The following is a 23,207-nucleotide window of genomic DNA, read 5'->3' as shown; positions in this document are numbered from 1 at the left end:
GTGCGGACGAGACGCCGCGAAGCCACGCGCGCCGACCGACTGACCAATCTCTCCGGGTGGCACTGAAAGGGGCCGTACTCTCGACGAAGGACGACGCAAGCACCGCAGGAACGAGCGAATGAAAGTGACGAGGAGCACAGCGAGTCGCTCGAGTCGAGAGTACGGGGGCTTTCGAGGAGTTGTCAGAACTTCGTCTAGAACCGCCCAGTCAGTACTCACGCCGACCGCCTCGATCCACCCTCGCTCGCAGTCAGTATGCGAAAACAGTCCGTTATCCCGAACGAAATGAACAGTAGCTTCAGACAGAGATATCAGAGAGTCTGTCGTACCACCGTCTGACACAGGTCCGACAGCGAACCTCTTTTTGCACAAAGTATTTACGTATCGAATTTGGCGAGAGGGCCTCTACCGCCCGAATATGGGCGTGAGAGGGGATGGCATAACACTCTATTTACCACAAAGCATTTATAACGAGAGACTTACCTTTCCAATGTACCCCTACCCATGGTGGACGTAGCGAGTACCCCAGCCCAAGTCCGGCGCGCCGACGTGGCGTCGCTGGGCGTCCTCGGTCTCTAGGGTGGGAGAAAGGTGCATCCGCCGACCCGACAACCAACCAAAACCATGACAAACACTAACAAAAAGATTCGCGGCCTGCTCCTGGCAGCCCTGATGGTTACGTCTGTTTTCGCAGGCACCATCGCGTTCGCTGGAGTCGGCGCTGCGGCTAACGTCGACGACGGCGACGCTGACGTGCGCTATGAGGACCAGAGCGCCTTCTACGCAGGTCAGGTCGTCGCATTCGGCGGCTACTCCGAAGGCGATTCAATTGACGTATATGCAACCAACGATGAAGGAGAGACTACGGTTCTCGCTACGCAAGTGAGTGCCGACGCCGATGGCGACGCAGTCATCGACACGGGTGACCTCGAAGCTGGTGAAACGTACCAGATCGAAGGTGGCCCGAGCTTCACACTCGTTGAGCAGAACTTCGATGTCGACTTTGACGACAGCACCGTTACGAACGGTGACACGAGTGATGCCGAGACGGAACTCGACGTCATCTCGTCGAACCGTGCAGGCGACTTCAAGGCTGAAGTCTCCGCAGACGGTCTCGACTCGGACGACCTGCAGGACATCTTCCAGAACTACGAAATCACGAACGTCGACGAGGAAGACGACATCATCACGGTCACGCTCAACAAGGGTACGACCAACAACGTCGACTTCACGGACGTCAATGATGGCGACTACGAACTGAACTTCTCCGTCACGGACACCACGGCGACTGCATCCGACTCGATCACCGTCTCCGACGCTGGTGATGAGTCTGCTTCCTTCTCGGACAGCAGCGTTGCAGTTGAGCAGGGTGACGCAGGTGAAATTCAGGTCAACCTCCAGAACGCTGAGTCGGCCTACGTCCAAGTCGGAAACGAGGACGACGACGGCTACGAGGCTGTCGCGCAGATCACCGACGGTAACGACGACGGCGTCGTCAACGTCACCGTCGACACGTACAACACGAACAACGACAACGCCGGTCTGAGCATCGCTGACGCAGACGACACGGAAGACAGTATCGACGTCACGTCCGAGCCGTCTGGCATCGAGGGTCCGCTCGACACCGGTAGCTACGACTTCTACGTGGCAACTGGCGGCGAGGGTGAACTCGAGAACCCGGACGACATCGGTTCGCTCTCCATTGTCGAACGCAACACCGGTAGCGCCCAGTCGTGGACCGCAGCGGCTAACGCCGACGACATCGACAGCGACATGGATGACGAGGAGGTCCTCGCTGCAGTTGAGGACGGCGTCATCACGCAGGACAGCTCGATCGCGAGCTCCGACTACGCAGTCATCCAGTTCACGGAGACCTCCGGTATCTACGGAGCACTCGAAGCCGGTACGGATGACGTCGAAGTCACGCTGACTGAAGTCAACCCCGGACAGAATCAGGAAGCTGACGAGATTGATCTCCTGAACACTGAGGGAATTCAGGTTGTCCCCTCGGACGAGACCAACAACCTGTTCATCATCTTCCAGACCAGTGAAGAACTCGAAGGCGAGTGGAACGCGACGCTCACCGTGAACGAGGGCGACCTCGCTGAGGACGACGAGACCGCATCCACCGAATTCGAAGTCGTCGAGCGCGACGCTTCCCTCGACACGAACGACGACGACGTCGTCGAAGTGACGGCAGAGGAGAACGCGTCCATCACGGGCGAGACCTCCATCGCACCTGGCTCGGAGATCTCGGTCCGCATCCAGTCCGAGTCCGGCGCTGACAACCCGTTCGTCAACCGTCAGACGGTCAACGTCTCTGACGACGGTACGTTCGAGGCTCAGTTCGACACGTCCGAGCTCGAAGCAGGCACGAACTTCACCGCCTCCGTCTCGGCCAGCCCCGGCCTGAGCGGTGACGCGGAAGACTACGAGTACGACGCGACCATCGTCGAAGGTGGCGACGAGACGACCACCAACGAGACGACGACTGGTACGGACGAGACGCCCGGCACCGACGAGACGCCTGGCACCGACGAGACGCCTGGCACCGACGAGACGCCTGGCACCGACGAGACGCCCAGCACCGACGAAACGCCGAGCACTGACGACACGACGACCACCGAGACCACCTCGCCCGGCTTCGGTGTCGCTGTCGCCCTGATCGCGCTCGCCGGCGCTGCGCTCCTCGCAGTCCGTCGCGACTAACGACTGAACCACCGGCTCACGCCGGTCTTTTGCAGTAATTTTTCTTTGCGACGCTACGCCGGCCAGCGACGGCTATCGGTTCTTCTGAAGCTCACGACGATCTACGGTTGCGCATGCGTCGTACTACCAACGACAAGGGATTTATTCTATCAAATCGTTACATCTCTTATGCCCGGTCCTCTCTCCGACGCCCTCGCGTGGGCGGTCATCCTGCTGTTCGGTGCGGGCGTCCTGCTCGATCGGTACGACGAGCGGGTCGCACGCGTCACGACCGCCGGCGCGTGGGTGCTGTTCGCCCTCTTTTGGTTACAGCTGATCCCCCACTTCATCTTCGAGCACAAGAGCTACATCGAGGGCTTTCTGACCATCGTGGCCGTCCCGGCCAGCGTCTACGCCGGATGGCTGCTCTACCGCGGCCGCGAGACGCTCTTGGTGCTCTCGCGAGCCGTCGCCGTGATGGGGTTGATCTACCTGCCGTTCGAGACCATCCCGGCGATCGTGATCGGCGGGCTCACCATCCCTGCGCCGCGGCAGTTCCTCATCCAGGCCGTCGCCGACCAGACGGGGTTCCTGATGGGGCTGTTCGGCTACCACCCCGAGGTGGTGATGGGCACCGAGAGCGGCTACCCCAGCGCGTTCCTGTTTCAGACGCCCGAGGGCCACCGCCTCCACTTCGAGATCGTGCTGGCGTGTACCGGCCTCGGCAGCATCGCCATCTTCGCGGGGCTCATCGGCGCAGTGAAGGCACCGCTGGAGCGCAAACTCCGCGCGCTGGCCATCGCCGTGCCAGTCATCTACGCGCTGAACCTCGCCCGGACGACGTTCATCGGCATCACCTTCGGCAACCAGTCGCTGCAGTTCTTCGTCGACGAGGTGCTGTTCATGTTCGGCTCCTCGGACCCCTACATGGTGTCGTGGTTCATCTCCGACCGCATCATCAGTCAGGTGCTGGCCGTGTTCGTCCTCGTCGGGTTGACCTACGTCGTCGTCCGCGAACTCCCCGAACTGCTGACGGTGATCGAGGACGTCCTCTACATGGCGACGAAGAAGGAGTACGACCTCCAGGACGCGCTCGACCTCCGCGTGCCGCGGGCCGACGGCGGCGAGCGCGTCGAACGGTTCGAGCGATAGGCTGGTCAACACATCGGTGTCGGCGTCGGCATCTGCGTCGCCGTCGCTGTCGACAGCGCACGAGTCGACGAGCTACCGACCGATAGAAGCAGTCGCAGTCAGTTCCGTTCTCGTCCCGTTCGACAGTGCTGCGTACTTCTGCACTTTTGCGTCTCGAGAACCGTTCTATAGTGGGTCGAGCAGCTCGGCGGGACAGCCGCCGAGCGTCTCCAGCGCCTCCGCCTCGACGTGGTGGAGGTCGCCCGGAATCACGAGCATGTGGAGCGGGTCGCCGAACTCGCGGTCGGCGAGCGCGGAGAGTCGGTCGGCGGCGACGAAGGGGTCGGGGCTCCCGGCGCGAGCGACGACGACCGCGAGTTGGTCCTCCCAGCCGTCGGCGAGCATCTCGGCCGCGGTCGAGGCGGTCATGTACTCCTCGCGATGAGCCTTGATGTCGAGATAGACCAGCGTGTGGAGGCCGCGTTCGAGGTTCGCCTCGACGCTGTCGATGACGCTCTGCGGAACGTCGTCACCGCCGTGGGCGTAGGGGAACGGGAGCGTGACCGCCTTCCCGAAGCGGTAGTTCTGCAGTCCCGTCAGTCCGGAGGCTGCCGACTGGGCGGTGACGCCGTGGACGACGCGCGTCTCGATGCCGCGTTCGACCGCTCGGAGTCGCAGGTCGACGTGCGTCGTCGAGATCATCGTGTCGCCGGCGGTGAGAAAGACGACGTCCTCCTCCTCGGCGGCGTCGAGGATGGGCGTCGGGTCCTGTTCGGTGCCGGCGCGGTCGCGGACCTCGATGTCGACGCCGTGGTGCTCGGAGAGCTCCTCGACGGTCGTCCCGATGAGTTTGCTGGTGTAGAACTCCGCGAAGGCGCGGTCCGCCGCCCGGAGTGCGTCGCGGCCTTCGACGGTGATCGAGCGTTCGTCGTAGAGCCCGAGTCCGATGAACGTGAGCATACCCGGGAGTCGTCGGGGCGACTGTATAAGAAGCGCGTTCGAGAGACGCTCGCCGATCTGAACCGCCGGGAGGTCAAGAACATGCTCTACACGCTCGTCGCCGAACTGGACAGTCGGCTCGCCCGGCACATTCGTCAGGTCCACGAGCCGACGACTTTCTCAACGTGGTGAGCGACGACACGGTCGACTACTGGGAGTCCGCCCGCGACGACGGCCTCGAGATCCACGTCGTCGACCGGATGTATCTCAACGAGATGAAGCAGGCGTACCGGAACTCCGATCGCCTCGTCGCCCAGTCGTCGTTCGACTCCAGCAACCAGTTCCAACAGCAGCTCCGCGGTCTCGTCGACCTCCGACACAAGGTGATGCACCCCGCACAGACGCTCGTTCGGAACCGACAGGACGTCGAACGACTGGCCGGACGCGTCGACCGCATCGAACAGGCGATCCAGCGAGTGTAGTCGACGAGCGGAGCCGACCGGGACCGGCGACGGCCGATGCTCGTTCGAGACTAGCAGAACGAAGACGAGCAGCCAAATAAAACGACCCGTGGCACGCAATATCTGACACGGGACAAACGGTATTCAACTAAGGAGGTGTTGTTGGAGACGCTTCCGACGGGCTGTCTGTCATCCCCATTCCACCCTGCCGGAAGCGCGGTCCCGCGACGCATCGGGGTGCCAACTGATTGCGTCGCGCGACCGCCGACCCCCGAACGACCGACGAGCGACGGCCAACGACGACGGCGACAGCAACAGCGACGCCGACGATACTGACGCTGGGATCGACTGTGGTATTATCGGTGACTGCTCCGATACCGATGGAGATCGGTCGCCTCGTCGGGCGAGACAGTCACCCACTCGTCGCCGACGTGGACCTGCACCATCCCCTCCGGGACGTCGGCGTCGACCTCGCGCGTGTGGGCCTCGACGAGATGAGAAAGATACTGCTCTCTGGCGAGTCGTGGCGACGGGGCAAACGTCTGCCACGCACACCCCGACCGTGAACACTGTTTCATACTTCGTGCGCTGGGCGGAGGCGACTGACGTGTAAAACGCTTCTGAATCCCTCCGTCTCGCGGCAACGGGTTCCGTCAGGCGAACCGAGAGCCGCACTTCGGACAGTCGTCGGGATACTTCCGGCCGTCGAACGCGGGTAGTCCGAACTCCGACTCGGCAGGTTCCGTGCGTCGAACCTCGGTTCCGCACTCCGAACAGGATTTCATCGCGTGTGTAGTGGTAACGTGGGTATAAGAACACCACGGGCGAACGAATCCGCGTCGACGGCGCACTCCAGAGGGATTTTACCGGCCGCTGTTGTCCTCTCGACCGACCGGACAACGGAGTCTATCCACTCGACTGCCGACTCGGCGGCCGACGACTCCTGCTGGACGCAGACCATGTCTGAGACGAGAACACATCCGTTCGTTCGAGTAGAGTCGCTCGCCCTGATCGCGATTGGCGGGTTCGCCGGGTCGAACCTCCGGTACTTCGTCGATCTCCTCCTCCCCGGACTGTACGCGACGGTGGCGGTGAACGCACTCGGGAGCTTTGCGCTCGGCTGTATCTTCTACGCGACGCTCTACTCGGGCGTCCTCGCCGACGAGACGCGCGCCGTCGTCGCCACCGGCTTCCTCTCGTCGTTCACCACCTACAGCACGTTCGCGCTGCAGTCGGCCCAGTCGTCGCCGCCGTGGCTGGTCGCGAACGTCGTCGCGAACTACGCGCTCGGGTTCGCAGGCGTGCTGCTGGGGCGGTCGCTCGCTCGGGCGCTCGACCGGAGGTGGTCGTAGTGATCCAACTCGACCCCGCGCACGTCGTCGGCACGGGCGGCGCGCTCGGCGCGCTGCTCAGACACTACGTGAGCCGACTGGTCGACGTTGAGGCGTACCCCGCGGGGACGTTCGCCGTGAACGTCCTCGGTAGTTTCCTCCTCGGGGTCGTCACGTTCCTCGGCGTCGACGAGACGCTTCTCTTGTTCTTCGGAACGGGCGTCTGTGGCTCGTTCACCACGTTCTCGTCGTTCTCGGTCGAGACGGTCCGGCTCTGGGAGACGGGCGAGCCGGCGCGGGCGGTGGTGAACGCCGGAGCCAACCTCCTCGGTGCGGGCGTCGCACTCGGCCTCGCGTGGGGGCTCGTCCGACTCCTCGGCTGACGCGGGTCAGTCGGATTCGATCTCACTGTCGCTCTCGTCGACTCGAAGTCACGACGGTTGGTCCGACCGGGTCCGAAGATGTGAACGCCCGGAACGTTGTCCGTTACTGAAACAAGACACTTTGCGTACGATGACCAAACGGGACCCATGAGCGTCATCGGTGAGTTCACGGTCCCCTCGGACTCGTTCCTGCTCGGCCAGACGCTGACAGAGGTTCCCGAGATGGTCGTCGAGCTCCAGCGCGTCGTGGCGCACTCACACGACAGACTCGTCCCGTTCTTCTGGGTGCACCACGGCGACAAAGAGCGGTTCGATGCGCTACTTCGAGACGATCCGACGCTCGACGAAGTCGTCCAGTTGGACGAGTTCGAACGAGGCACGTCGTACCGAGGGGTGTGGACGAAACACGCGGAGGGAGTGGCGTACGCGTACATCGAACAGGGGGGTGCGATCCTCGAAGCGAGCGGTCAGGACGACACGTGGACGCTCCGGATCCGGTTCGACGACGACGAGTCGGTGTCGGAGTTCCACAGCTACTGCCAGAGAGAAGAGATCCCCTTCGTCCTCGACCGCCTGTATCGCCCCTCACAACCGAAGGGTGGCGGACAGTACGGCCTCACGCCCACCCAGCGAGAGACGCTCGTCGAAGCGTATAAATGCGGCTACTACGACGTGCCCCGAGAGGTCAACATGACGGACCTCGCAGACGACCTCGAGACGACACAACAGAGCCTCTCGAAGCAGTTTCGACGATCCTACGCGAGTCTGATAGAGAACACGCTCGTCGTGAGTGACGAAGAGCAGATGTGCCCCGACGGCCCTAATAAATAGGTGTGATAACACCCAGTCGGAATATTGAGTCCGATGTCCTCCTTCAAGACGCCTGCGCTATCACAGATAGCGTGGGTGGATGCCGGGATGCCACGCCCGGGTGTAGGCACGCTCACTGCCTATCCCGAGTCGACGGGTGGATCGCGTTCCGGAGCGCTCCTCTAGTGGGAGACTTCGGAACACCACCTTCGGAGTCGGGTAACGACTCGCTGCGCTCACGGTGTCAGTCCGACCGAAAGGGGGTGAGGGGAGCCGACTCGCCGTCGCTCTCCGATCTCTCGGGGTGACTCCCTCGCGGCGCTGGCGGCGTGGACCGCCGCGCCGCTCCTCGTCATTGTCGCGTCAGAAGAGCCGGTGGAGGGATTTGAACCCTCGGCCTATTCCTTACGAAGGAATCGCTCTGCCAGCTGAGCTACACCGGCGCGTACATCGCGTCGGCCGTTCCAACGCACTCCTACCTACCGGCAATACCTCAATAAGGGTTCCGGAATCACGCCACCGTGCGTCGGTGCGCCATGTCACTCGCGACGCGTCAACCGGGCGTCGAGACAGACGTTGTACTCGTGTGGCGCGTAGGAACGGACGACCCGCTCTTCGAGCACCTCCACGTCGTACTCGGGTTCGGCCGCGGCGCGGACGGCGGCCAGTCCGGGGCCGAACGGGTCGTCCTCGTGTTGGATGTCGTAGAGGTGGAGCACGCAGTCGTCGCTGGCGACGGCGACGGCGGTGTCGAGGAACTCGTCGGCGCTATGGGGGAGGTTCATCACGACGCGGTCGGCCCAGTCGATGTAGTCGGCGGCGACGTCGCGGACGTCGCCGTGGATCGCCGTCACGCGGTCCGCGACGCCGTTGCGCTCGGCGTTCGCCCGCAGATAGTCGACCGCCGCCTCGTTCAGATCGACACCGACGACCTCCGCGCCGCGGGCGGCACACGGGATAGCGAATGGGCCGACGCCGGCGAACATGTCGAAGACGCGCTCTTCGGCCTGGACCTGTTCGACGACGCGGTGGCGTTCGGTGGCGAGACGCGGCGAGAAGTAGACCGTCGAGATGTCGAGGAGGAACTCGAAGCCGTACTCGCGGTGGACCGTCTCGGTGTCGTCGCCGACGAGCACGTCCCAGTCGCGGACGCGGAGTTCGCCTTTGATCTTCGATGCGCGGTTGACTACCGTCTCGGCGCGGATGTCCGACGTGACGAGTGCCTCGGCGATAGCCCGAGCGCGCTCGGGGTCGTCCTCGTCGACGATGACGATGTCGCCGAGCCGTTCGTAACTGGGCTCGAAACCGAGGACGTCCGCGGGGAGTCGACGCTCCTCGCGCGCAGGTGCGTCGTGGTCGACGACGTCGTAGCCGTCGGGAACCCGCTCGGCGTCGACGACCGGGATGTAGAGCACGTCCGCGTCGACCACGATGTCGTAGCCGTGATCGAGGAGGTCGGCGTCGGCGAGCAGCCGCCGAGTCGCCTCCCCCTCCTCGCGCGGAACGCGCACACAGGGCACGTTCATACACTCAGCCACGCCACGACCCCGAGTAAGGGTGACGTTTTCGCCCGCTCAGCGCCGGACGGTCCGGGCGTGGACGAGCGCCGTGACGAACAAGACGAGAGAGAGAATCGTCGCGTACGCCAATCCCGGAAGGAGCGAGAAGGGGTAGAGACCGACCCACGCGACGCCGGTCACCGCGAGTCCGACGCTCGCGAAGCCGAAGTAGTAGTTCGACCACTCTGACGTCGAGCGCTCGCCGTCGAGGTAAGCGTCCAGTTCCCGTGCTCGCGGCGTGAGCGTGATCCCCTCCCACGTGCGAGCGGCCTCGATGAGCCCCGCGTCTTCGAGCGCCGGCAGATGCGTCTGGTGCAGTGACGTGTACACCCGCTTGCGTTGTTTGTAGGTGACCGCTTCGGGCGTCGTGTCGTTCTCCCAGGCGGCGATCCGTTCGGCGAGGTCGCGGATACCGACCGGTTCGTCGTACGAACGGAGGAGCCGTAGGACGTCCCTACGGCGCGCGTTCGAGAGAACGGTGAACTTCACGTCTCGAGAGAGTTCGCTGTTCTGTTCTGTGTGAACGTTCACCGCGGGTGACGTGCTCATACATCATACATTCTGTCTATGGTACAGTATGTATGGGGATGCTGAAGACTGGTACGTGGCGATTACCAGCCCGTTAGGCCGCGTGTACCGTCGGAGCGGCGTCTTCCGGTTTCGGGCTCGCGCGCCGATAATCACTCAGAAAAGCGGGTCGAACGTTCGGTCCTGCCAGTTCGGCGGCTCGCTCGAGCGCCGGTCGCGTCCGTCGCGACTCCCGGTCGCGACCGCCTGCTCCCAGAGTCTCGTCAACTGCCGGACGACTCGAACGCCCGAGAGCACCACCGTCGCCGTCAGTGGGCCGTCCTCCGTGATCACCGTCCGACCGCCGACCGCGTCCGCACCGGTCGCGCTGCGGAGCCACTCGCGACCGCGGTCGACGCCGCGTTCCGACCGCGAGAGCGTCCGCCGCGGTCCGGCGACGACGACCCACGCCCCCGCTGCTCGGGAGACGTCACCTCCCGTCCCGCCGGTGGCGGCCGCCCGGACGGTTCGGACGAAGTCGTCGTTCGCCTCGCCTGCCGTCGGTTGCCTCAAAAGCTGCCGAATCCGATCGACGAGGCGAGGCTGTCTCGGTGGTGCCACGGCGTACCCGAGCGTCGAGAGCGTCCCTGCCTCGAGGACGGTCTCCAGCGTGACGGCGTCGCCGTCGTCCGACCCGGGGGGGACGTCGCCGTCGCGTTCGTCGTGCGCCGTGTTCGCGTCCGATCGCTCGTCTGTGCCGTCGGGCGTCCGTGACGGTCCCGGCGGACGACCGCCGAACACCGCGTGTGCGCTCCGGTCGGTCCCGAAGACCGCCACGACCCGTCGAGCGAGTTCGGTCACGTCGATCTGCCCCTGTTGGTCGTCGCCCGTGACGAGCAGGAGGTTGTCGACCTCGCGGACGAACGTGACCAGCGAGCGGACGCTCCGTCGTGCGGTCGCGTCGTCCGCGTCGACGCCCGGGAGGACACCGAGTCCGTACACCGGTCGTTCGAAGAGCCGGCGGAGCTCGCGGGCGAGCACCGGTGCGCCACCGCCGCCGATCCCGCCGCCGAGTGCCGCGACGACCAGGAAGGCGTCGACGTGGTGAGAGGGGAGGTAGTCGACGCCGGCGAGCACCCGGTCGATGTCCTCGGCGACGATGCTCGCCCCGAGCTCGTTGTCGCCGTCGACGCCGTCGCGACAGGGGTAGGCCGCTCCGACGACGACTCGAGCCGGACGGGAGACGGCGCGGAGGCTTGCCAGGTCCGCAGGTGCCGTGTCGACCGCGACGGTGCCGGCGACGACGCCGCCGTCGAACAGTCGGTCGTACGCCGCGAGACTGTCGACGACGGCACCGCCAACCCGCCCGACGCCGATGAGCGCGAGTTGCAATCGGGATCCCCGATAGAGAGAAAGCGAGAGACGGCGATGAGTACTCGCCACCTACCCGGCGAACCACTCGTTTATCGGCGTGTTACAGCGCGTGCCGGGGAGAGCCGAAAGCGGAACCGGTAGCGACGTCCGAACCGAGCGTACGAGTGAGGAGACGGTCGACACGGCGCTGTTGGCGACGACTACCCCGAGTTACGCGTCGACTATCGGGCCGGACCGCTCGGCGACCGAGAACGGACGCGGGCGACGGCGTCGGTGACCGCACCCACCACCTCGTCTGGCGTGGCGACCGTCGCCCGCGAGCGGATCCCCTCGTAGATGCGCGTGGCCGTCTCGCCGGCGTAGTTCCGCTCGGCGAACGGTCGCGTCTCGACGAGCACCACCTCGTCGGCCGCCCGAACGGCCTCCAGATTCGCGAGGTTACCTTCGCCGACTTCGACGTCGGCGACGAGCGTGACGTCCGCCCGTTCGATGCGCTCTCTCACCGTCTCGCGAGTCGCCGGGTCGACCGGCGCGAACGGGTCGACCGTCACCGCGTCGAGCCCGAGCTGCCGCGCCGTCTCGGTGTCGGAGTCCCCCTCGTTGAGTGCGCCCACGGAGACCTCGTAGCCCGCCGCCGAGAGAAGATAGAGGTAACGCGCCGCGCTCCCCCCGCCGCCGACGACGTGGATACGTCCCTCCGCGTCGCCGCCGGTCGGTCGGTCGGGGAGCGCGGTGACGTACACCGACCCCGTCACGGGGTGTCTGGAGACCACGGCGTTCGCCCCGAAGGCGCGTTCGAGCGTCGCCTCCGTCAGCACCGACTCGGGTGCGCCCGAGGCGAGGATGCGGCCCTCGCCCAGCAACAGGAGGTCGTCGCAGTAGTGCGCCGCGAGGTTGAGATCGTGGATTGCGGCGACGACCGTCTTCCCGTCGTCGACGAGGTCCCGCACGAGTTCGAGCGTCCGCACCTGGTGGTTGATGTCGAGACTGGCCGTCGGTTCGTCGAGCAGCAACAGCGGCGTGTCCTGCGCGAGCGCCCGTGCGAGCAACACGCGCTGGCGCTCGCCGCCGGAGATCTCGGTGATGGAGCGGTCGGCGAACTGCTCGACCGTCGTCCGGGCCATCGCTCGCTCGACCGTCTCCTGGTCTCGGGGTCGCATCCCACCGAACCGCGAGAGATACGGCGTCCGCCCCATCTCGACGGTCTGGCGGACGCTGAAGTCGAACGAGAGACTGGTGTCCTGCGGCACCGTCGCCACGAGTCGGCCCACTTCCTTCGCCGACAGGCCCGAGACGTCCGCGCCGTCGATCCGGACGGTCCCCCGGTCGGGAGTGAGTGCGGCGTTCAGCGTGCGGAGCAGCGTCGTCTTCCCCGCGCCGTTCGGTCCGACGAGGCCGACGAAGGTCCCCGAGTCGGCCGACGCGTTCACGCCGTCGAGGACGCGGACGCCGCCGAGCGAGACGGCGACGTCGTCGACGGAGAGCAGCGGGGCGTCGACCGGAGTCTCGCCGCTCATAACCGGTGAACCTCCTGTCGACGCAGCAGATAGAGGAAGAACGGTGCACCGAGTGTGGCCGTGACGATGCCGACGGGGAGTTCGGCCGTCCCCGACCGGGCGATGGTGTCGGTGGCGACGAGGAACGACGCCCCCGCCAGCGCCGACGTCGGGAGGAGGATGCGGTGGTCCGGACCGACGACGAGACGGAGCATGTGCGGGACGATGAGACCGACGAACCCGATGACGCCGGAGACGGAGACGGCCGCGGCGGTGACGACGCTCACCACCGCGAGCAGCAGTTTCTTCGTTCGGGCGACCTCGATGCCGAGGCTGTGGGCGTCCTCCTCACCCAGGAGGAGGACGTTCAGGTCCCGCGCGTAGACGAGCAGGACGACGAACAGCGACGAGGTGACGGCGGCGGCGACGAGCACCTCGTTCCACGACGTGTTGTCGAGGTGGCCCATCAGCCAGTAGACCACCTGACGGAGGCTCTCGCCGCTGTGCAGCAGCATGAACGAGGTGACCGCGCCGAGCAGCGTCTGGACGGCGACCCCCGCGAGCAACAGCGTCGCGACGGGGGTCTTGCCGTTCTCGGTGGCGATGAGGTAGACGCCGAACGCCGTGAGCACCGCGCCGAGGAACGCCGCGCCCTGCAGTTCGAGGCCGAGCGGGAGCGTGAACGGAGCGACGATCGAGAGCACCGCGCCGGCGGCCGCTCCCGAGGAGACGCCGATGATGGAGGGGTCGGCCATCGGGTTGCGGAAGAACCCCTGCATCACGACCCCCGCGGCGGCCAGCGCGAAGCCGACGACGGCACCGAGCGCGATACGCGGGAGTCGGATCTTCGTCACGATAGTCGTGTGGCTGTCTTTCACGTCGAACCCGAAGGGGTGGACGGTGCCGACCTCCGGCGACGGGAGCGGCAGCGTCGTCCCGGCGACGGGAACGCCGGTCGGCGAGAACCCGACCGACGTCGGGACGGCGACGGCGTTCAGCATCGTCTTCGCGACCGTCGACGCCGGGATCGAGACGGGGCCGACGCCGGCGCTGACGAGGACGACGAGCACCAGGAGGGCGACCAGTCCGGCGGACCAGGCGGCGGTCTTCGTCGTCGTCTGCATGAAGTAAACCCCACTTTCATTAGGCAAATACTTATTGGGTTAGTGAGTCCAGTCGGACGATGCGAACCACTCGCTCGATCCGTTCGACAGTTCTCGTGTTTCTCGTGACGCTCACCGTCGTCGGTACCGGTGTGACTCCGGTTGCGGCGGCCGGGAGCGGGACGGGAGCAGTGGCACAGACGCAGACGCAGTGTAGCTTCCCCTTCAGCGCGACCGACGCGACGGGGACCGAAGTGACCGTCGAGGAGCGCCCCGAGCGCGTGACGACGCTCGCGCCGAGCGCCGCCCAGACGATGTGGGAGATCGGCGGCAGCGAGCAGGTCGTCGGCGTCTCGCAGTTCGCCAGCTATCTCGACGGTGCGGACTCGCGGACGAACGTCTCTGCGGCCGGGTTCGGCGTCGACGTCGAGAAGGTCGTCGGCACGGAGCCGGATCTCGTGCTCGCGCCGAACACTATCGGCAACGAGACGGTGACGAAACTCCGCGACGCCGGGTTGACCGTCTACCGTTTCGAGGCGGCGACGTCCATCGAGAACATCGAGGCGAAGACGACGGTCATCGGCCAGCTCACCGGCAACTGTGAGGGGGCGGCGACGGCGAACGCGTGGATGAACCAGAACGTCGAGGCCGCTCAGTCGGCCACCGAGAGTGCGGACAACCCGCGAGTCATCTACCCGCTCGGCGGCGGCTACGTCGCCGGCGAGGAGACGTTCATCGACGCGATGATCACGGCCTCCGGCGGCACCAACGTCGTCGCCGAGGAGGGGCTGAGCGGCTACCCGCAGCTGAGCGACGAGAAGGTGATCGAACTCGCGCCGGAGGTCGTCCTGATCACGTCGCCCGAGGGCGCCGCGATCCTCGACTCCGAACCCTACGCCAGCACGCCCGCAGCCGAGAACGACAGCACGGTGACGCTCGAAGTGAACTACCTCAACCAGCCCGCTCCCCGGAGCGTCGCCTACACGGTCAGCAACATGACCGCCGGCTTCCACCCCGACGCCTACGGCGAGGAGCAGTTCGTGACGAAGTCCGAGGTGTCGGCGCAGTCGAACGACAGCGCCACGGCGAGCGACGGGACGGCAGAGAACGAGACGGTCGCCGCCGACGGTGGCGAGACGGCCGACGCGACGCAGACCACCGAGACCAGCGCCGACAGTCCCGGCTTCGATGTCGTCGCAGCGCTCGTCGCCCTCGCCGCGACGACGCTGCTCGCCCGTCGCCGCCGGTAGCGACGACTTTCCTCGCTTTCTGCGACGATAGCTCTCCGTTCCACCGTGGTTGCGACTCGACCAACCCACCACGGGTGAGATTGGAGGGCGAGCTTTCGAGGGCGGGTTCTCGGAACACTCCGCGTCGGTGATGGCGTCGTCCGAGTGGACGACACCCGAGGACCACAACCGTATTACGGCCGGACTGCGGCCTTCCGGTATGGTCGAGAACGTCATCTACCCCGCGTACATCGACGCCGGGAAGACGCGGTCGGAGGGGCGACGGGTCCCGCTGAAAGACGCCGTCGAAGAGCCGACCGTCGAGGAGATCGCGAAGGCCGTCCAGCAGGTGGGGTACGACGCCGTCGTCGAACGGGACAAGTCGTACTCCCGCGAGTTCGAACAGCGCGGCCGGGTGCTGGTCCAGGGTGCCGAGGACTCGAGTAAGAACGACCTCGTGGCCGCCGTCGCCGCCTACGTCGGCATCCTCCGGGACTGATGCAGCGCGTCGGCAGCGTCTCACGGACGGCACAGAACCTCGCGATCGTCCACTGCGAGGACGAGGATCACCCCGACATCGGGACGGCCGTCGTCGACGAATCACTCTCCCGGGTCGGCCGCGTCGTCGACGTCTTCGGCCCGGTCGACCGCCCCTACGTCGCCGTCGCGACCGACCGCGGCGTCCGACTGGCCGAACTCGTCGGCCAGAAACTGTACACCCGGTGAACCGCCTCGGGGTCGAGCCCCGAGGCACTCGCCTTGCTCATCTGTAGACGAGCGCGCTACGGACGACATCTCTCTCGGTCCATCACCGTCGTCTCTGCGTCACGTTGTCGTCGACGGAACTGTCTTCCTCGGGAGCCATCAGGTCTTTTTAGCCCCGCTAGAGTGAGTACGTATACCGATGCCAATCGTCGAGTTTACGTCCGAGACGCCCATCTTCCGCCGGGCGCTCGAAGAAGCCCCGTCGACGACCGTGACGGTCATCGACGACCGGATGCCGCCCGACGGCGCGATGAAGCTCATCTTCCGAGCCGAGGGGCCGGCGCTCGACAGCTTCGAGGACGGACTCGGCGTCGACCCGACGATCGCGACGGTCCGGCGACTCGACGGCGCGGACGACGGACGACTGTTCCGCGTCAGCTACACGACGCAGGGGATCGACCAGAGCATCACGTCGGTCATCACCGACGAGGATGCCACGCTCTCGGATGCGATCGTCAGCGACGACGGCGTCTGGTACCGCATCTGGTTTCCCGACCGAGACTCGCTCAGACGGATCCGGGAGTGGTCGCACGAGCGCCACCGGTCGTTCCGGGTCGAGAAGATCTACAACGCCGAACCGACGGAGACGGGGACGCCGTACGGGCTCACCGAGGCCCAACTGGAGGCAATCCGCCACTGTTTCCGCGACGGCTACTTCCAGGTTCCCCGACAGACCACCTGTACCGACGTCGCCGAGAAGCTCGGCATCAGCTCGCAGTCGGTCTCCGAACGGCTGCGGCGCGGGTTAGCGACGGTCATCGAGGGGACGGGGCTGGTGCGGGACGATGGGCTGACCGACAGCGGGAAGCGCCCGAACGACGAGTAGTCGCCGACGCGATCGGTGGGCCAAGCTGTGAGACTCACGACGCGACATCCACAACTGCAAAGCATCACCACCGCCGAGAGGCGAGCATGAACTCCCGCGCGTACTGGGGTGCCGCGCTCGCGGCGCTCATCTTCCTCCTCGTCCAACTGGGCGCGCTGGCGCTCGTCCCGACGTTCGACGCCGCCGGCTACCAGACCATCGAGGACCCCTCCGACCCGACGAACAGCCTGCTCTACATCGGTGCCATTCTCGTGATGACGGCGCTGATGCTGGCGGCGTTCAAGTACAACCTCGATCAGGTCGTCCGCGGCATCATCGTCCTGACGAGCGGGATGCTCGCGTGGTACGTCTTCAGCGTCGTCGCCCCGCCGATCGTCGCCGTCGGCCTCGCGGCGCTCGTGTCGCTGGCGCTGCTCGTCTACCCCGAGTGGTACGTCATCGACACGGCGGGCGTGCTGATGGGCGCGGGCGCGGCAGGGCTGTTCGGTATCAGCTTCGGGCTCCTGCCTGCGGTTGTCCTCCTCGCACTCTTGGCCGTCTACGACGCCATCAGCGTCTACGGCACCGAACACATGCTCGATCTCGCGGAGGGCGTGATGGACCTCAACATCCCGGTCGTGCTCGTTATCCCGCTGACGCTGTCGTACTCGCTTCTCGACGACCGTGTGGCCGAGACGACCGGCTCCGACAGCGACACCGCCACCGACGGCAGCGGGAAGGACGCGTCGACGGAGTCGAAAGACGAGGCAGTCGAGACGTCGAGTACGGAGACGGCGACCGACGAGTCCCGCGGCGAGGCGGTCTCGCCCGACGCCGTCGACCGCGACGCCTTCTTCATCGGCCTCGGCGACGCGGTGATGCCGACCGTGATGGTCGCCAGCGCGGCGTTCTTCCTCGACGCCGGCAACCTCGGCCTCGCGGTTCTCCCGGCGCTGAACCTCGCCGCGCTGCTCGCGATGGTGGGAACGTTCCTCGGTCTCGGCGTTCTGCTGTGGCTGGTGATGAAAGGTCGTGCCCACGCCGGACTACCGCTGTTGAACGGCGGAGCCATCGGCGGCTACCTGCTCGGAGCGGTGCTCTCGGGCGTCTCGCTGATAGAGGCGCTCGGACTCGGCCCGTACCTCTGAGGAGTCGGTACGTCCCTACTTCTCGCCAGCACCGTCGCGAATCTTCACGGCCATCCCCGACTGGAAGTCGAGGATGGCGTCCGCAGAGAGTTCCGCGCGGCCGACGCCGAGCAGGTCGCCGTCGACGTGGACGACCGCCACCTCGTCACCGGGGCGGATCGCCGGGTCGACGCCGTCGACGAACTTCGCGAACACGTTCTTCCCGTCGCGGACAAACGGTTCGCTCTCGTCGCCGACGACGACGCGGTTTGCGGGTGTCTCTCGGGCTTCGACGAGTCGACGGCCGCCGGCGACGCCGAGCGTGAATCGGCCGTCGGTGCCGTAGGAGACGAGTCGCCCGTCGCCGGCGTGGATCTGTCGAGGGCGACCGCTCGTCGATCGCGAGACCCGAAGCTCCTCGTCTGTCGGGAACAGCGCGTCGCCGGCGCCCGCACCGAACTGGTAGTCCGCAACGATCCGCAGGTCCGCCAGCTCCTCCGCGTCACTCATAGAGAGCCGTTGCCGACGCGCCGGGAAAGCGGCTTCGGATGGCGTCTGGAGTGCGCCGACGGGGTGACGACGACTACAGCAGGAACGTCTCCTCGCGCTCGGACATGTCGACGAAGGAGTCCGCGGCCTCGACGAGTTCGTCGGCCGTCGAGTTGCCGAACGCGAGCACCTCGACGCGGACGCCCTCGTGACGGAGATGCGAGCAGAGCCGCGCGAAGTCGCCGTCGCCCGAACAGAGGACGACCGTGTCGACGTGGTTCGCGAGCGTCACCGCGTCGAGCGCGATGCCGAGGTCCCAGTCTGCCTTCTTCGACCCGTCGCCGAACGTCTTGATGTCCTTGATCTTCGTCTCGAACCCGATGTCGACGAGCGCGTCGAAGAACCGTTCCTCGTCCGGCGAGTCCGCCCGGATGACGTAGGCGATCGCCCGCGTCAGCTCGCGTCCCTGTACCGCCTTCTCCAGTAGCGACGAGTAGTCGATGTTCCGCGAGTAGAGACTCTGGGAGGTGTGATAGAGGTTCTGCGCGTCTGCCAGCACGGCGACGCGCTGGCTCGGATGGATATCGGCCATTACCGGAAAAACCGCCCGGAGCGGCATAGAAGCTTCGTCCGGCCACGCGATCGGAGCGTCGTCGACGCCGACGACCGCGGCTCCCGAACGACCAGCGCCTCTGACGACCGCCACTCGCGACAACCACTGCGTCCGTCACTCTCGACGAAGATTCACCACCGAACAGTCGTGGAAAATGAACTTCAGAGCAGTTGCCAGACGAGGTCGTGTGCCGTTTCGATACCGCTGTCACACGTATAACTCCATCTGTTTCGAACCGTGCCACTGTTTCAAACGGGTCGAAACGGCGATATTACGGGACGTATAGCAAACACCGACATTCGAGAATTGAAGGTCGAAATGGTTGAACACGAACCGACGCGGCGAGCGTTCCTCGCCACGACGGGTGTAGCGTTTGCAGGACTCGGCGCGTCGACCGTCGCCGGCGACTCGGGCTCCGTCACGAACGGGTCGTTCTCGATCTTGGAGGGGACGGCCGCGGAGACGGCCGTCCACGTCACGACGGCCGACGCCGACGGCCCGACCGTGGTGGTGGTCGGTGGACTGCACGGCGACGAGGAGGGAGGCTACCGGGCCGCCACCAACATCGCCGAGTGGGAGATCGAGTCGGGACAGCTCGTCGTGATTCCGCGAGCGAACGCTCGCGCCATCGAGCGCGGGACGCGAACCGCCGCCGACGGCGTCGACCTGAACCGCGAGTTTCCGACCGGTCGTGACCCGACGTACGAACTGGCACAGACCATCTGGAACGTCATCACCGAGTACGACCCGGACGTCTTCGTCGATCTGCAGGAGTCATTCAGACTCTACGACGGCGATGCGAGCGACGGTGTCGGCCAGGCGGTCTTCCGCTCTCTGGACGTGGAGGCAGCAGCCAAGGCTGGCGAGGCCGTCCGACACGTGAACGAGAACTACGTCGAGAACGACACGAACGACTTCGAGATCGGCTACTTCTCGGCTCCGGAGGTGAAACCCAACGGACTCCTCGCACACAAGGTCGCTCGCGACCTCGACAGCCTCGGGTTCCTCGTCGAGACGCTCTCGAGCGGGCCAGCACTCGAGACGCGGGTCGAGTGGCACGAGGCAGTCGTCCGCAAACTCGCCGAAGAGGAACTGTTCGACGGTGACGCCGGCGCACCTGAAGACGACGACGATCGCGAGCAGCCGCCGGCGGAGGACGACCAGCAGCCACCAGAAGACGAGAACGAAGACGTGCCGACCGACGACGAGGGCGAGGACGACTCCTCCGAGGAGCCACCGAACGAGAAACCGACACCTGTCATCGAGACGACGCCGTCGAAGGCCGAGACACTCGACCTCGCTCGCGGCGACACGGTGACGTTCACGGCGTCGGCTTCGACGGACACAGACGGCGAGATCGCCACCTACGAGTGGGACCTCGACGGCGACGGCCGGTTCGAGCAGACGGGCGACACCGCCGAACTGACGCTGAACGCCTGTGGTGACTACCCGGTCACGCTCCGCGTCACCGACGACGAGGGCGCGACACAGACGACGGGACTCACCGTCTCGACGGAGGGCGAGTAGTCACGTCGTCTGCGAGAATCCGTCGTCCCAGCCCGCTCTCACCCCATCCAGTCTGACATCCCACCCCGCCCTCCTCGCTTCTGTTCCCGCTCCGTTCGCTGCTCTCCTGGCAGAACTCGCTATCGACGTAAGCTATATGATTCAGAACGACAGTAAGCTAAACGTGACACACGCCGCTGTTGCCACGGGCACGCCTGACACGACAGCGGCGGCGTTCGCTTTTCTGAAAAAACGTCCGTAATCTCGCTCGTTGCAGGAGTGGCGATCCTGTCTCGGGTGAACCCCCGACCGAGGTACGGACGACAACCGACGCTTCACGACAGACACAGCACACATGACAGGCACACACTTCAATGGGGTCTATCCGGCGATGACGACGCCGTTCACCCCCGAAGGCGACATCGACTTCGAACAGCTGCGGACGGACGCACGACGACTCGTCGACGCCGGCGTCGACGGGCTCGTCCCGGTCGGCTCGACCGGCGAGAGCGCGACGCTCACCCACGACGAACACGTCGAGGTGGTCGAGACCGTCGTCGACGAGGTCGACGAGGTCCCGATCATCGCCGGGTCCGGATCGAACTCGACGCACGAGGCGCTCGAACTCTCACGGCGCTCCGCCGACGCCGGCGCGGACGGCCTCCTGCTCATCTCACCGTACTACAACAAGCCCGAACCGGCCGGGATGCTCGAGCACTACCGCACCATCGCCGACGCGGTCGACGTCCCGCAGATCGTCTACAACGTCCCCTCGCGGACGGGCCGGAACGTCGACGTCGACACCGTCGTCGAACTCGCGAACCACGAGAACGTCGCGGGCTACAAGGCCGCCAGCGGCGACCTCAACCGGATCTCCGAGGTCGTCGAGCGCACGCGAGACGAGGCGTTCGACGTGCTCTCGGGCGACGACGGGATGACGCTCCCCGTCCTCTCGGTCGGCGGGGCGGGAACCATCAGCGTCGTCGCCAACGTCGAACCGGAGCGCACCACTGCGCTCGTCCACGCGGCGCTCGACGGCGACTTCGAGCGCGCTCGCGAACTCCACCACGAACTCGGCCCGCTGACCCGACAGCTGTTCGTCGAGACCAACCCAATCCCGGTGAAGGAAGCGATGGAGATGCGCGGCCACGGCACCGCACGCATGCGGCCGCCGCTGTCGCGACTCTCCGAACAGCACCGTGACCGACTCCGCGAACTGCTCGCGGCGCTCGACGGCGAGCAAGTCGGACTGGAGGCCGACCGATGATCCGCCTCGCGGTCACCGGCGCCGGCGGGCGCATGGGCCGCGAGGTCGTCGAGGCGGCCGACGGGCGCGACGACGTCGAGGTCGTCCTCGCGGTCAACCGCAGTGACTGTGACCCCGTCGCCGGCGTCGCGGTCGACGACGCGGCCGACTTCCCGACGCTCCTGGCCGACCGCGACCCCGACGTCGTCGTCGACTTCACCGGCCCCGAGTCGAGCGTCGAGTACGTCGCCGCCTGCGCGGAGGCGGGCGTCGCCGCCGTCGTCGGCACCACCGGGTTCGACCCCGAAGGCGAGGCCGCACTCGACGACGCGGCCGAGGAGATCCCGCTGCTCAAGGCCGCGAACTTCGCCCGGGGCGTGGCGGCGCTCCGACAGGCCGTCCGCGAGGCGGTCGGCGCGCTCCCAGGGTACGACATCGAGGTGACCGAGACCCACCACAACGGGAAGCGCGACGCCCCCTCCGGGACCGCAAACAGCATCCTCGACGACGTCGAGGACGTCCGCTCGGAGCTCACCCACCGGACGCACGGCCGGGAGGGCGAGCAACCGCGTGAGGAGGGTGAGATCGGCGTTCACGCCCGCCGTGCGGGCGACGTCACCGGCGAGCACGAGGTGCTCGTCGCGGGCAACCACGAGCTCCTCGAACTCACGCACCGCGCGGAGTCGCGAGGCGTCTTCGCCGAAGGCGCACTCGACGCAGCAATGTGGACGACTGGCCGCGACGCCGGCCGCTACGACTTCTTCGACGTAATCAACAGCTAACCGATCACTACCGACACATGAGTTTGCAATCTGATATCGACGACCTGTGGCAGCAGTACCGGACCGACGACGTCGACGCCGACAGCGCCGAGACGGCCGACCTCGACGTGCTCGAGGAGTTCCTCGCCGCCCTCGAGGCGGGAGAGATCCGCGCCGCCGAGAACGACGGCGGCACCGGCCCCGACGCGTGGTCGGTCAACGAGTGGGTCAAGCAGGGGATCCTGTTGAACTTCGGCCTGCGACACACCGAACCGCGCGAGTACGGCGACGTCCGCTACCACGACGTGTTACCGCTGCGCGACACCGATGATCTCGCCGACCGGGGGACGCGCAACACGCCGGACGGGACGACCATCCGCCGCGGCGCCTACCTCGGCGAGGACTGCATCATGATGAGCCCCTCGTTCGTCAACGTCGGCGCGTACGTCGGCGACGGGACGCTCGTCGACTCCTGTGACACCGTCGGCTCGTGTGCGCAGATCGGCGAGGGCGTGAAGTTGGGCGCGAACACGCTCATCGGCGGCGTGCTCGAACCCGTCGAGGACGCGCCGGTCATCGTCGAGGACGGCGTCTCGCTCGGTGCCGGCTGCCGGGTGACGTCCGGGTTCGTCGTCGGCGAGAACTCCATCGTCGGCGAAAACACGCTGCTCACGCCGCGCATCCCCGTCTACGACCTCGTCGAGGAGGAGGTGCTCTACGGCGAACTCCCCGCCGAGCGCCGCGCGTTCACTCGGTTCGTCGAGTCCTCGCTCGGCGACCACGACCTGTTCGCCGGCGGTGCGTACAAACCCGCCGTCGTCGCCCTCGACGTCGAAGAAGACACTATCGACGCGACCCGCCGCGAGGAAGCGCTCCGCGACTGA

24 protein-coding genes and 1 tRNA gene are annotated in these 23,207 nt (G+C 66.1%); 15 read left to right on the top strand and 10 right to left on the bottom strand.

What is annotated here, in order from left to right:
* Positions 1-624 precede the first annotated feature (624 nt).
* Both BSG17_RS03940 and artA read left to right on the top strand, forming a co-directional pair.
* Positions 625-2,709 carry a BGTF surface domain-containing protein gene (locus BSG17_RS03940; RefSeq protein WP_089821249.1) on the top strand — a complete coding sequence of 695 codons (2,085 nt, stop codon included), beginning with the start codon at positions 625-627 and terminating at the stop codon, positions 2,707-2,709.
* 168 nt (positions 2,710-2,877) lie between these two features.
* Entirely contained in the window at positions 2,878-3,840 is a 963-nt protein-coding gene (artA, locus tag BSG17_RS03935; RefSeq protein WP_089821247.1) for an archaeosortase A, read from the top strand.
* A 165-nt stretch (positions 3,841-4,005) separates the two neighbouring features.
* Here artA and dph5 read toward each other — a convergent pair whose 3' ends face one another.
* Positions 4,006-4,779 carry a diphthine synthase gene (gene dph5 / locus BSG17_RS03930; RefSeq protein ID WP_089821245.1) on the bottom strand — a complete coding sequence of 258 codons (774 nt, stop codon included), beginning with the start codon at positions 4,777-4,779 and terminating at the stop codon, positions 4,006-4,008.
* A gap of 167 nt (positions 4,780-4,946) precedes the next feature.
* Here dph5 and BSG17_RS03925 point away from each other — a divergent pair, with 167 nt between their 5' ends.
* Positions 4,947-5,240, top strand: a complete 294-nt coding sequence (locus tag BSG17_RS03925; protein WP_089821243.1) for a hypothetical protein — start codon at positions 4,947-4,949, stop codon at positions 5,238-5,240.
* A gap of 335 nt (positions 5,241-5,575) precedes the next feature.
* Here the strand turns inward: BSG17_RS03925 and BSG17_RS03920 are convergent, their stop codons facing one another.
* Positions 5,576-5,797, bottom strand: coding sequence for a hypothetical protein (locus tag BSG17_RS03920; RefSeq protein ID WP_089821241.1), 222 nt, complete (start codon positions 5,795-5,797; stop codon positions 5,576-5,578).
* Between the two features lie 381 nt (positions 5,798-6,178).
* Here BSG17_RS03920 and BSG17_RS03910 point away from each other — a divergent pair, with 381 nt between their 5' ends.
* From BSG17_RS03910 to BSG17_RS03900, 3 genes are all read left to right on the top strand, one after another.
* Positions 6,179-6,571 carry a fluoride efflux transporter FluC gene (locus tag BSG17_RS03910; protein ID WP_089821237.1) on the top strand — a complete coding sequence of 131 codons (393 nt, stop codon included), beginning with the start codon at positions 6,179-6,181 and terminating at the stop codon, positions 6,569-6,571.
* The gene (gene crcB, locus BSG17_RS03905; protein WP_089821235.1) at positions 6,571-6,933 is read left to right on the top strand and encodes a fluoride efflux transporter CrcB; all 363 of its coding nucleotides are present in this window, start codon (positions 6,571-6,573) and stop codon (positions 6,931-6,933) included. The genes BSG17_RS03910 and crcB overlap by 1 nt, the downstream gene beginning before the upstream one ends.
* A 147-nt stretch (positions 6,934-7,080) precedes the next feature.
* A complete protein-coding gene (locus BSG17_RS03900) occupies positions 7,081-7,764 on the top strand; it encodes a helix-turn-helix domain-containing protein (protein ID WP_089821234.1) in 684 nt (227 codons plus the stop codon).
* 349 nt (positions 7,765-8,113) lie between these two features.
* Here BSG17_RS03900 and BSG17_RS03895 read toward each other — a convergent pair.
* The 6 genes from BSG17_RS03895 to btuC all read right to left on the bottom strand — a co-directional run bounded on the left by BSG17_RS03895 (position 8,114) and on the right by btuC (position 13,803).
* Positions 8,114-8,186 (bottom strand) — tRNA-Thr (locus BSG17_RS03895).
* Between the two features lie 96 nt (positions 8,187-8,282).
* Positions 8,283-9,269: a class I SAM-dependent methyltransferase gene (locus BSG17_RS03890; protein WP_089821232.1), complete on the bottom strand. Its 987-nt coding sequence runs from the start codon at positions 9,267-9,269 to the stop codon at positions 8,283-8,285.
* A gap of 48 nt (positions 9,270-9,317) precedes the next feature.
* A complete protein-coding gene (locus BSG17_RS03885) occupies positions 9,318-9,851 on the bottom strand; it encodes a DUF7344 domain-containing protein (protein WP_089821230.1) in 534 nt (177 codons plus the stop codon).
* A 135-nt stretch (positions 9,852-9,986) separates the two neighbouring features.
* On the bottom strand, positions 9,987-11,201 hold the full coding sequence (locus BSG17_RS03880; RefSeq protein ID WP_170864701.1) for an FtsZ/tubulin family protein: 1,215 nt from the start codon (positions 11,199-11,201) through the stop codon (positions 9,987-9,989).
* 203 nt (positions 11,202-11,404) lie between these two features.
* Positions 11,405-12,700, bottom strand: a complete 1,296-nt coding sequence (locus BSG17_RS03875; protein WP_089821225.1) for a heme ABC transporter ATP-binding protein — start codon at positions 12,698-12,700, stop codon at positions 11,405-11,407.
* Positions 12,697-13,803 carry a vitamin B12 ABC transporter permease BtuC gene (gene btuC, locus BSG17_RS03870; RefSeq protein WP_089821224.1) on the bottom strand — a complete coding sequence of 369 codons (1,107 nt, stop codon included), beginning with the start codon at positions 13,801-13,803 and terminating at the stop codon, positions 12,697-12,699. The genes BSG17_RS03875 and btuC overlap by 4 nt, the downstream gene beginning before the upstream one ends.
* A 59-nt stretch (positions 13,804-13,862) precedes the next feature.
* Here btuC and BSG17_RS03865 point away from each other — a divergent pair, with 59 nt between their 5' ends.
* The 5 genes from BSG17_RS03865 to BSG17_RS03845 all read left to right on the top strand — a co-directional run bounded on the left by BSG17_RS03865 (position 13,863) and on the right by BSG17_RS03845 (position 17,729).
* Positions 13,863-15,032: a PGF-CTERM-anchored ABC transporter substrate-binding protein gene (locus BSG17_RS03865; RefSeq protein WP_089821222.1), complete on the top strand. Its 1,170-nt coding sequence runs from the start codon at positions 13,863-13,865 to the stop codon at positions 15,030-15,032.
* Positions 15,033-15,231: 199 nt separating this feature from the next.
* Positions 15,232-15,510: a signal recognition particle subunit SRP19 gene (gene srp19, locus BSG17_RS03860; protein WP_089821979.1), complete on the top strand. Its 279-nt coding sequence runs from the start codon at positions 15,232-15,234 to the stop codon at positions 15,508-15,510.
* Positions 15,510-15,737 carry an H/ACA ribonucleoprotein complex subunit GAR1 gene (locus BSG17_RS03855; RefSeq protein ID WP_089821220.1) on the top strand — a complete coding sequence of 76 codons (228 nt, stop codon included), beginning with the start codon at positions 15,510-15,512 and terminating at the stop codon, positions 15,735-15,737. Before srp19 ends, BSG17_RS03855 begins: the two co-directional genes overlap by 1 nt.
* Positions 15,738-15,915: 178 nt before the next feature.
* Positions 15,916-16,602 carry a helix-turn-helix domain-containing protein gene (locus tag BSG17_RS03850; RefSeq protein WP_089821217.1) on the top strand — a complete coding sequence of 229 codons (687 nt, stop codon included), beginning with the start codon at positions 15,916-15,918 and terminating at the stop codon, positions 16,600-16,602.
* A gap of 86 nt (positions 16,603-16,688) precedes the next feature.
* A complete protein-coding gene (locus BSG17_RS03845) occupies positions 16,689-17,729 on the top strand; it encodes a presenilin family intramembrane aspartyl protease PSH (protein WP_089821215.1) in 1,041 nt (346 codons plus the stop codon).
* A 15-nt stretch (positions 17,730-17,744) separates the two neighbouring features.
* Here BSG17_RS03845 and BSG17_RS03840 read toward each other — a convergent pair whose 3' ends face one another.
* Together BSG17_RS03840 and BSG17_RS03835 are read right to left on the bottom strand one after the other, a co-directional pair.
* Positions 17,745-18,218 (bottom strand): PUA domain-containing protein, encoded by a 474-nt coding sequence (locus BSG17_RS03840; RefSeq protein ID WP_089821213.1) that lies wholly within the window; start codon positions 18,216-18,218, stop codon positions 17,745-17,747.
* A 73-nt stretch (positions 18,219-18,291) separates the two neighbouring features.
* Positions 18,292-18,789: a LabA-like NYN domain-containing protein gene (locus tag BSG17_RS03835; RefSeq protein WP_089821978.1), complete on the bottom strand. Its 498-nt coding sequence runs from the start codon at positions 18,787-18,789 to the stop codon at positions 18,292-18,294.
* Between the two features lie 339 nt (positions 18,790-19,128).
* Here BSG17_RS03835 and BSG17_RS03830 point away from each other — a divergent pair, with 339 nt between their 5' ends.
* The 4 genes from BSG17_RS03830 (at position 19,129) to BSG17_RS03815 (ending at position 23,207) form a co-directional block, all read left to right on the top strand.
* Positions 19,129-20,337: a PKD domain-containing protein gene (locus BSG17_RS03830; protein ID WP_089821211.1), complete on the top strand. Its 1,209-nt coding sequence runs from the start codon at positions 19,129-19,131 to the stop codon at positions 20,335-20,337.
* Between the two features lie 334 nt (positions 20,338-20,671).
* Positions 20,672-21,583 carry a 4-hydroxy-tetrahydrodipicolinate synthase gene (dapA, locus tag BSG17_RS03825; RefSeq protein ID WP_089821209.1) on the top strand — a complete coding sequence of 304 codons (912 nt, stop codon included), beginning with the start codon at positions 20,672-20,674 and terminating at the stop codon, positions 21,581-21,583.
* Entirely contained in the window at positions 21,580-22,344 is a 765-nt protein-coding gene (gene dapB / locus BSG17_RS03820) for a 4-hydroxy-tetrahydrodipicolinate reductase (RefSeq protein ID WP_089821207.1), read from the top strand. Before dapA ends, dapB begins: the two co-directional genes overlap by 4 nt.
* A 17-nt stretch (positions 22,345-22,361) precedes the next feature.
* Complete coding sequence (locus BSG17_RS03815) at positions 22,362-23,207, top strand: 2,3,4,5-tetrahydropyridine-2,6-dicarboxylate N-succinyltransferase (RefSeq protein WP_089821205.1); 846 nt, start codon at positions 22,362-22,364, stop codon at positions 23,205-23,207.

Source organism: Halogranum amylolyticum (assembly GCF_900110465.1).
Classification (GTDB): Archaea; Halobacteriota; Halobacteria; order Halobacteriales; family Haloferacaceae; genus Halogranum; species Halogranum amylolyticum.
Note: the sequence above shows the minus strand (reverse complement) of the source record. Positions and strands in the feature narration are given on the sequence as shown.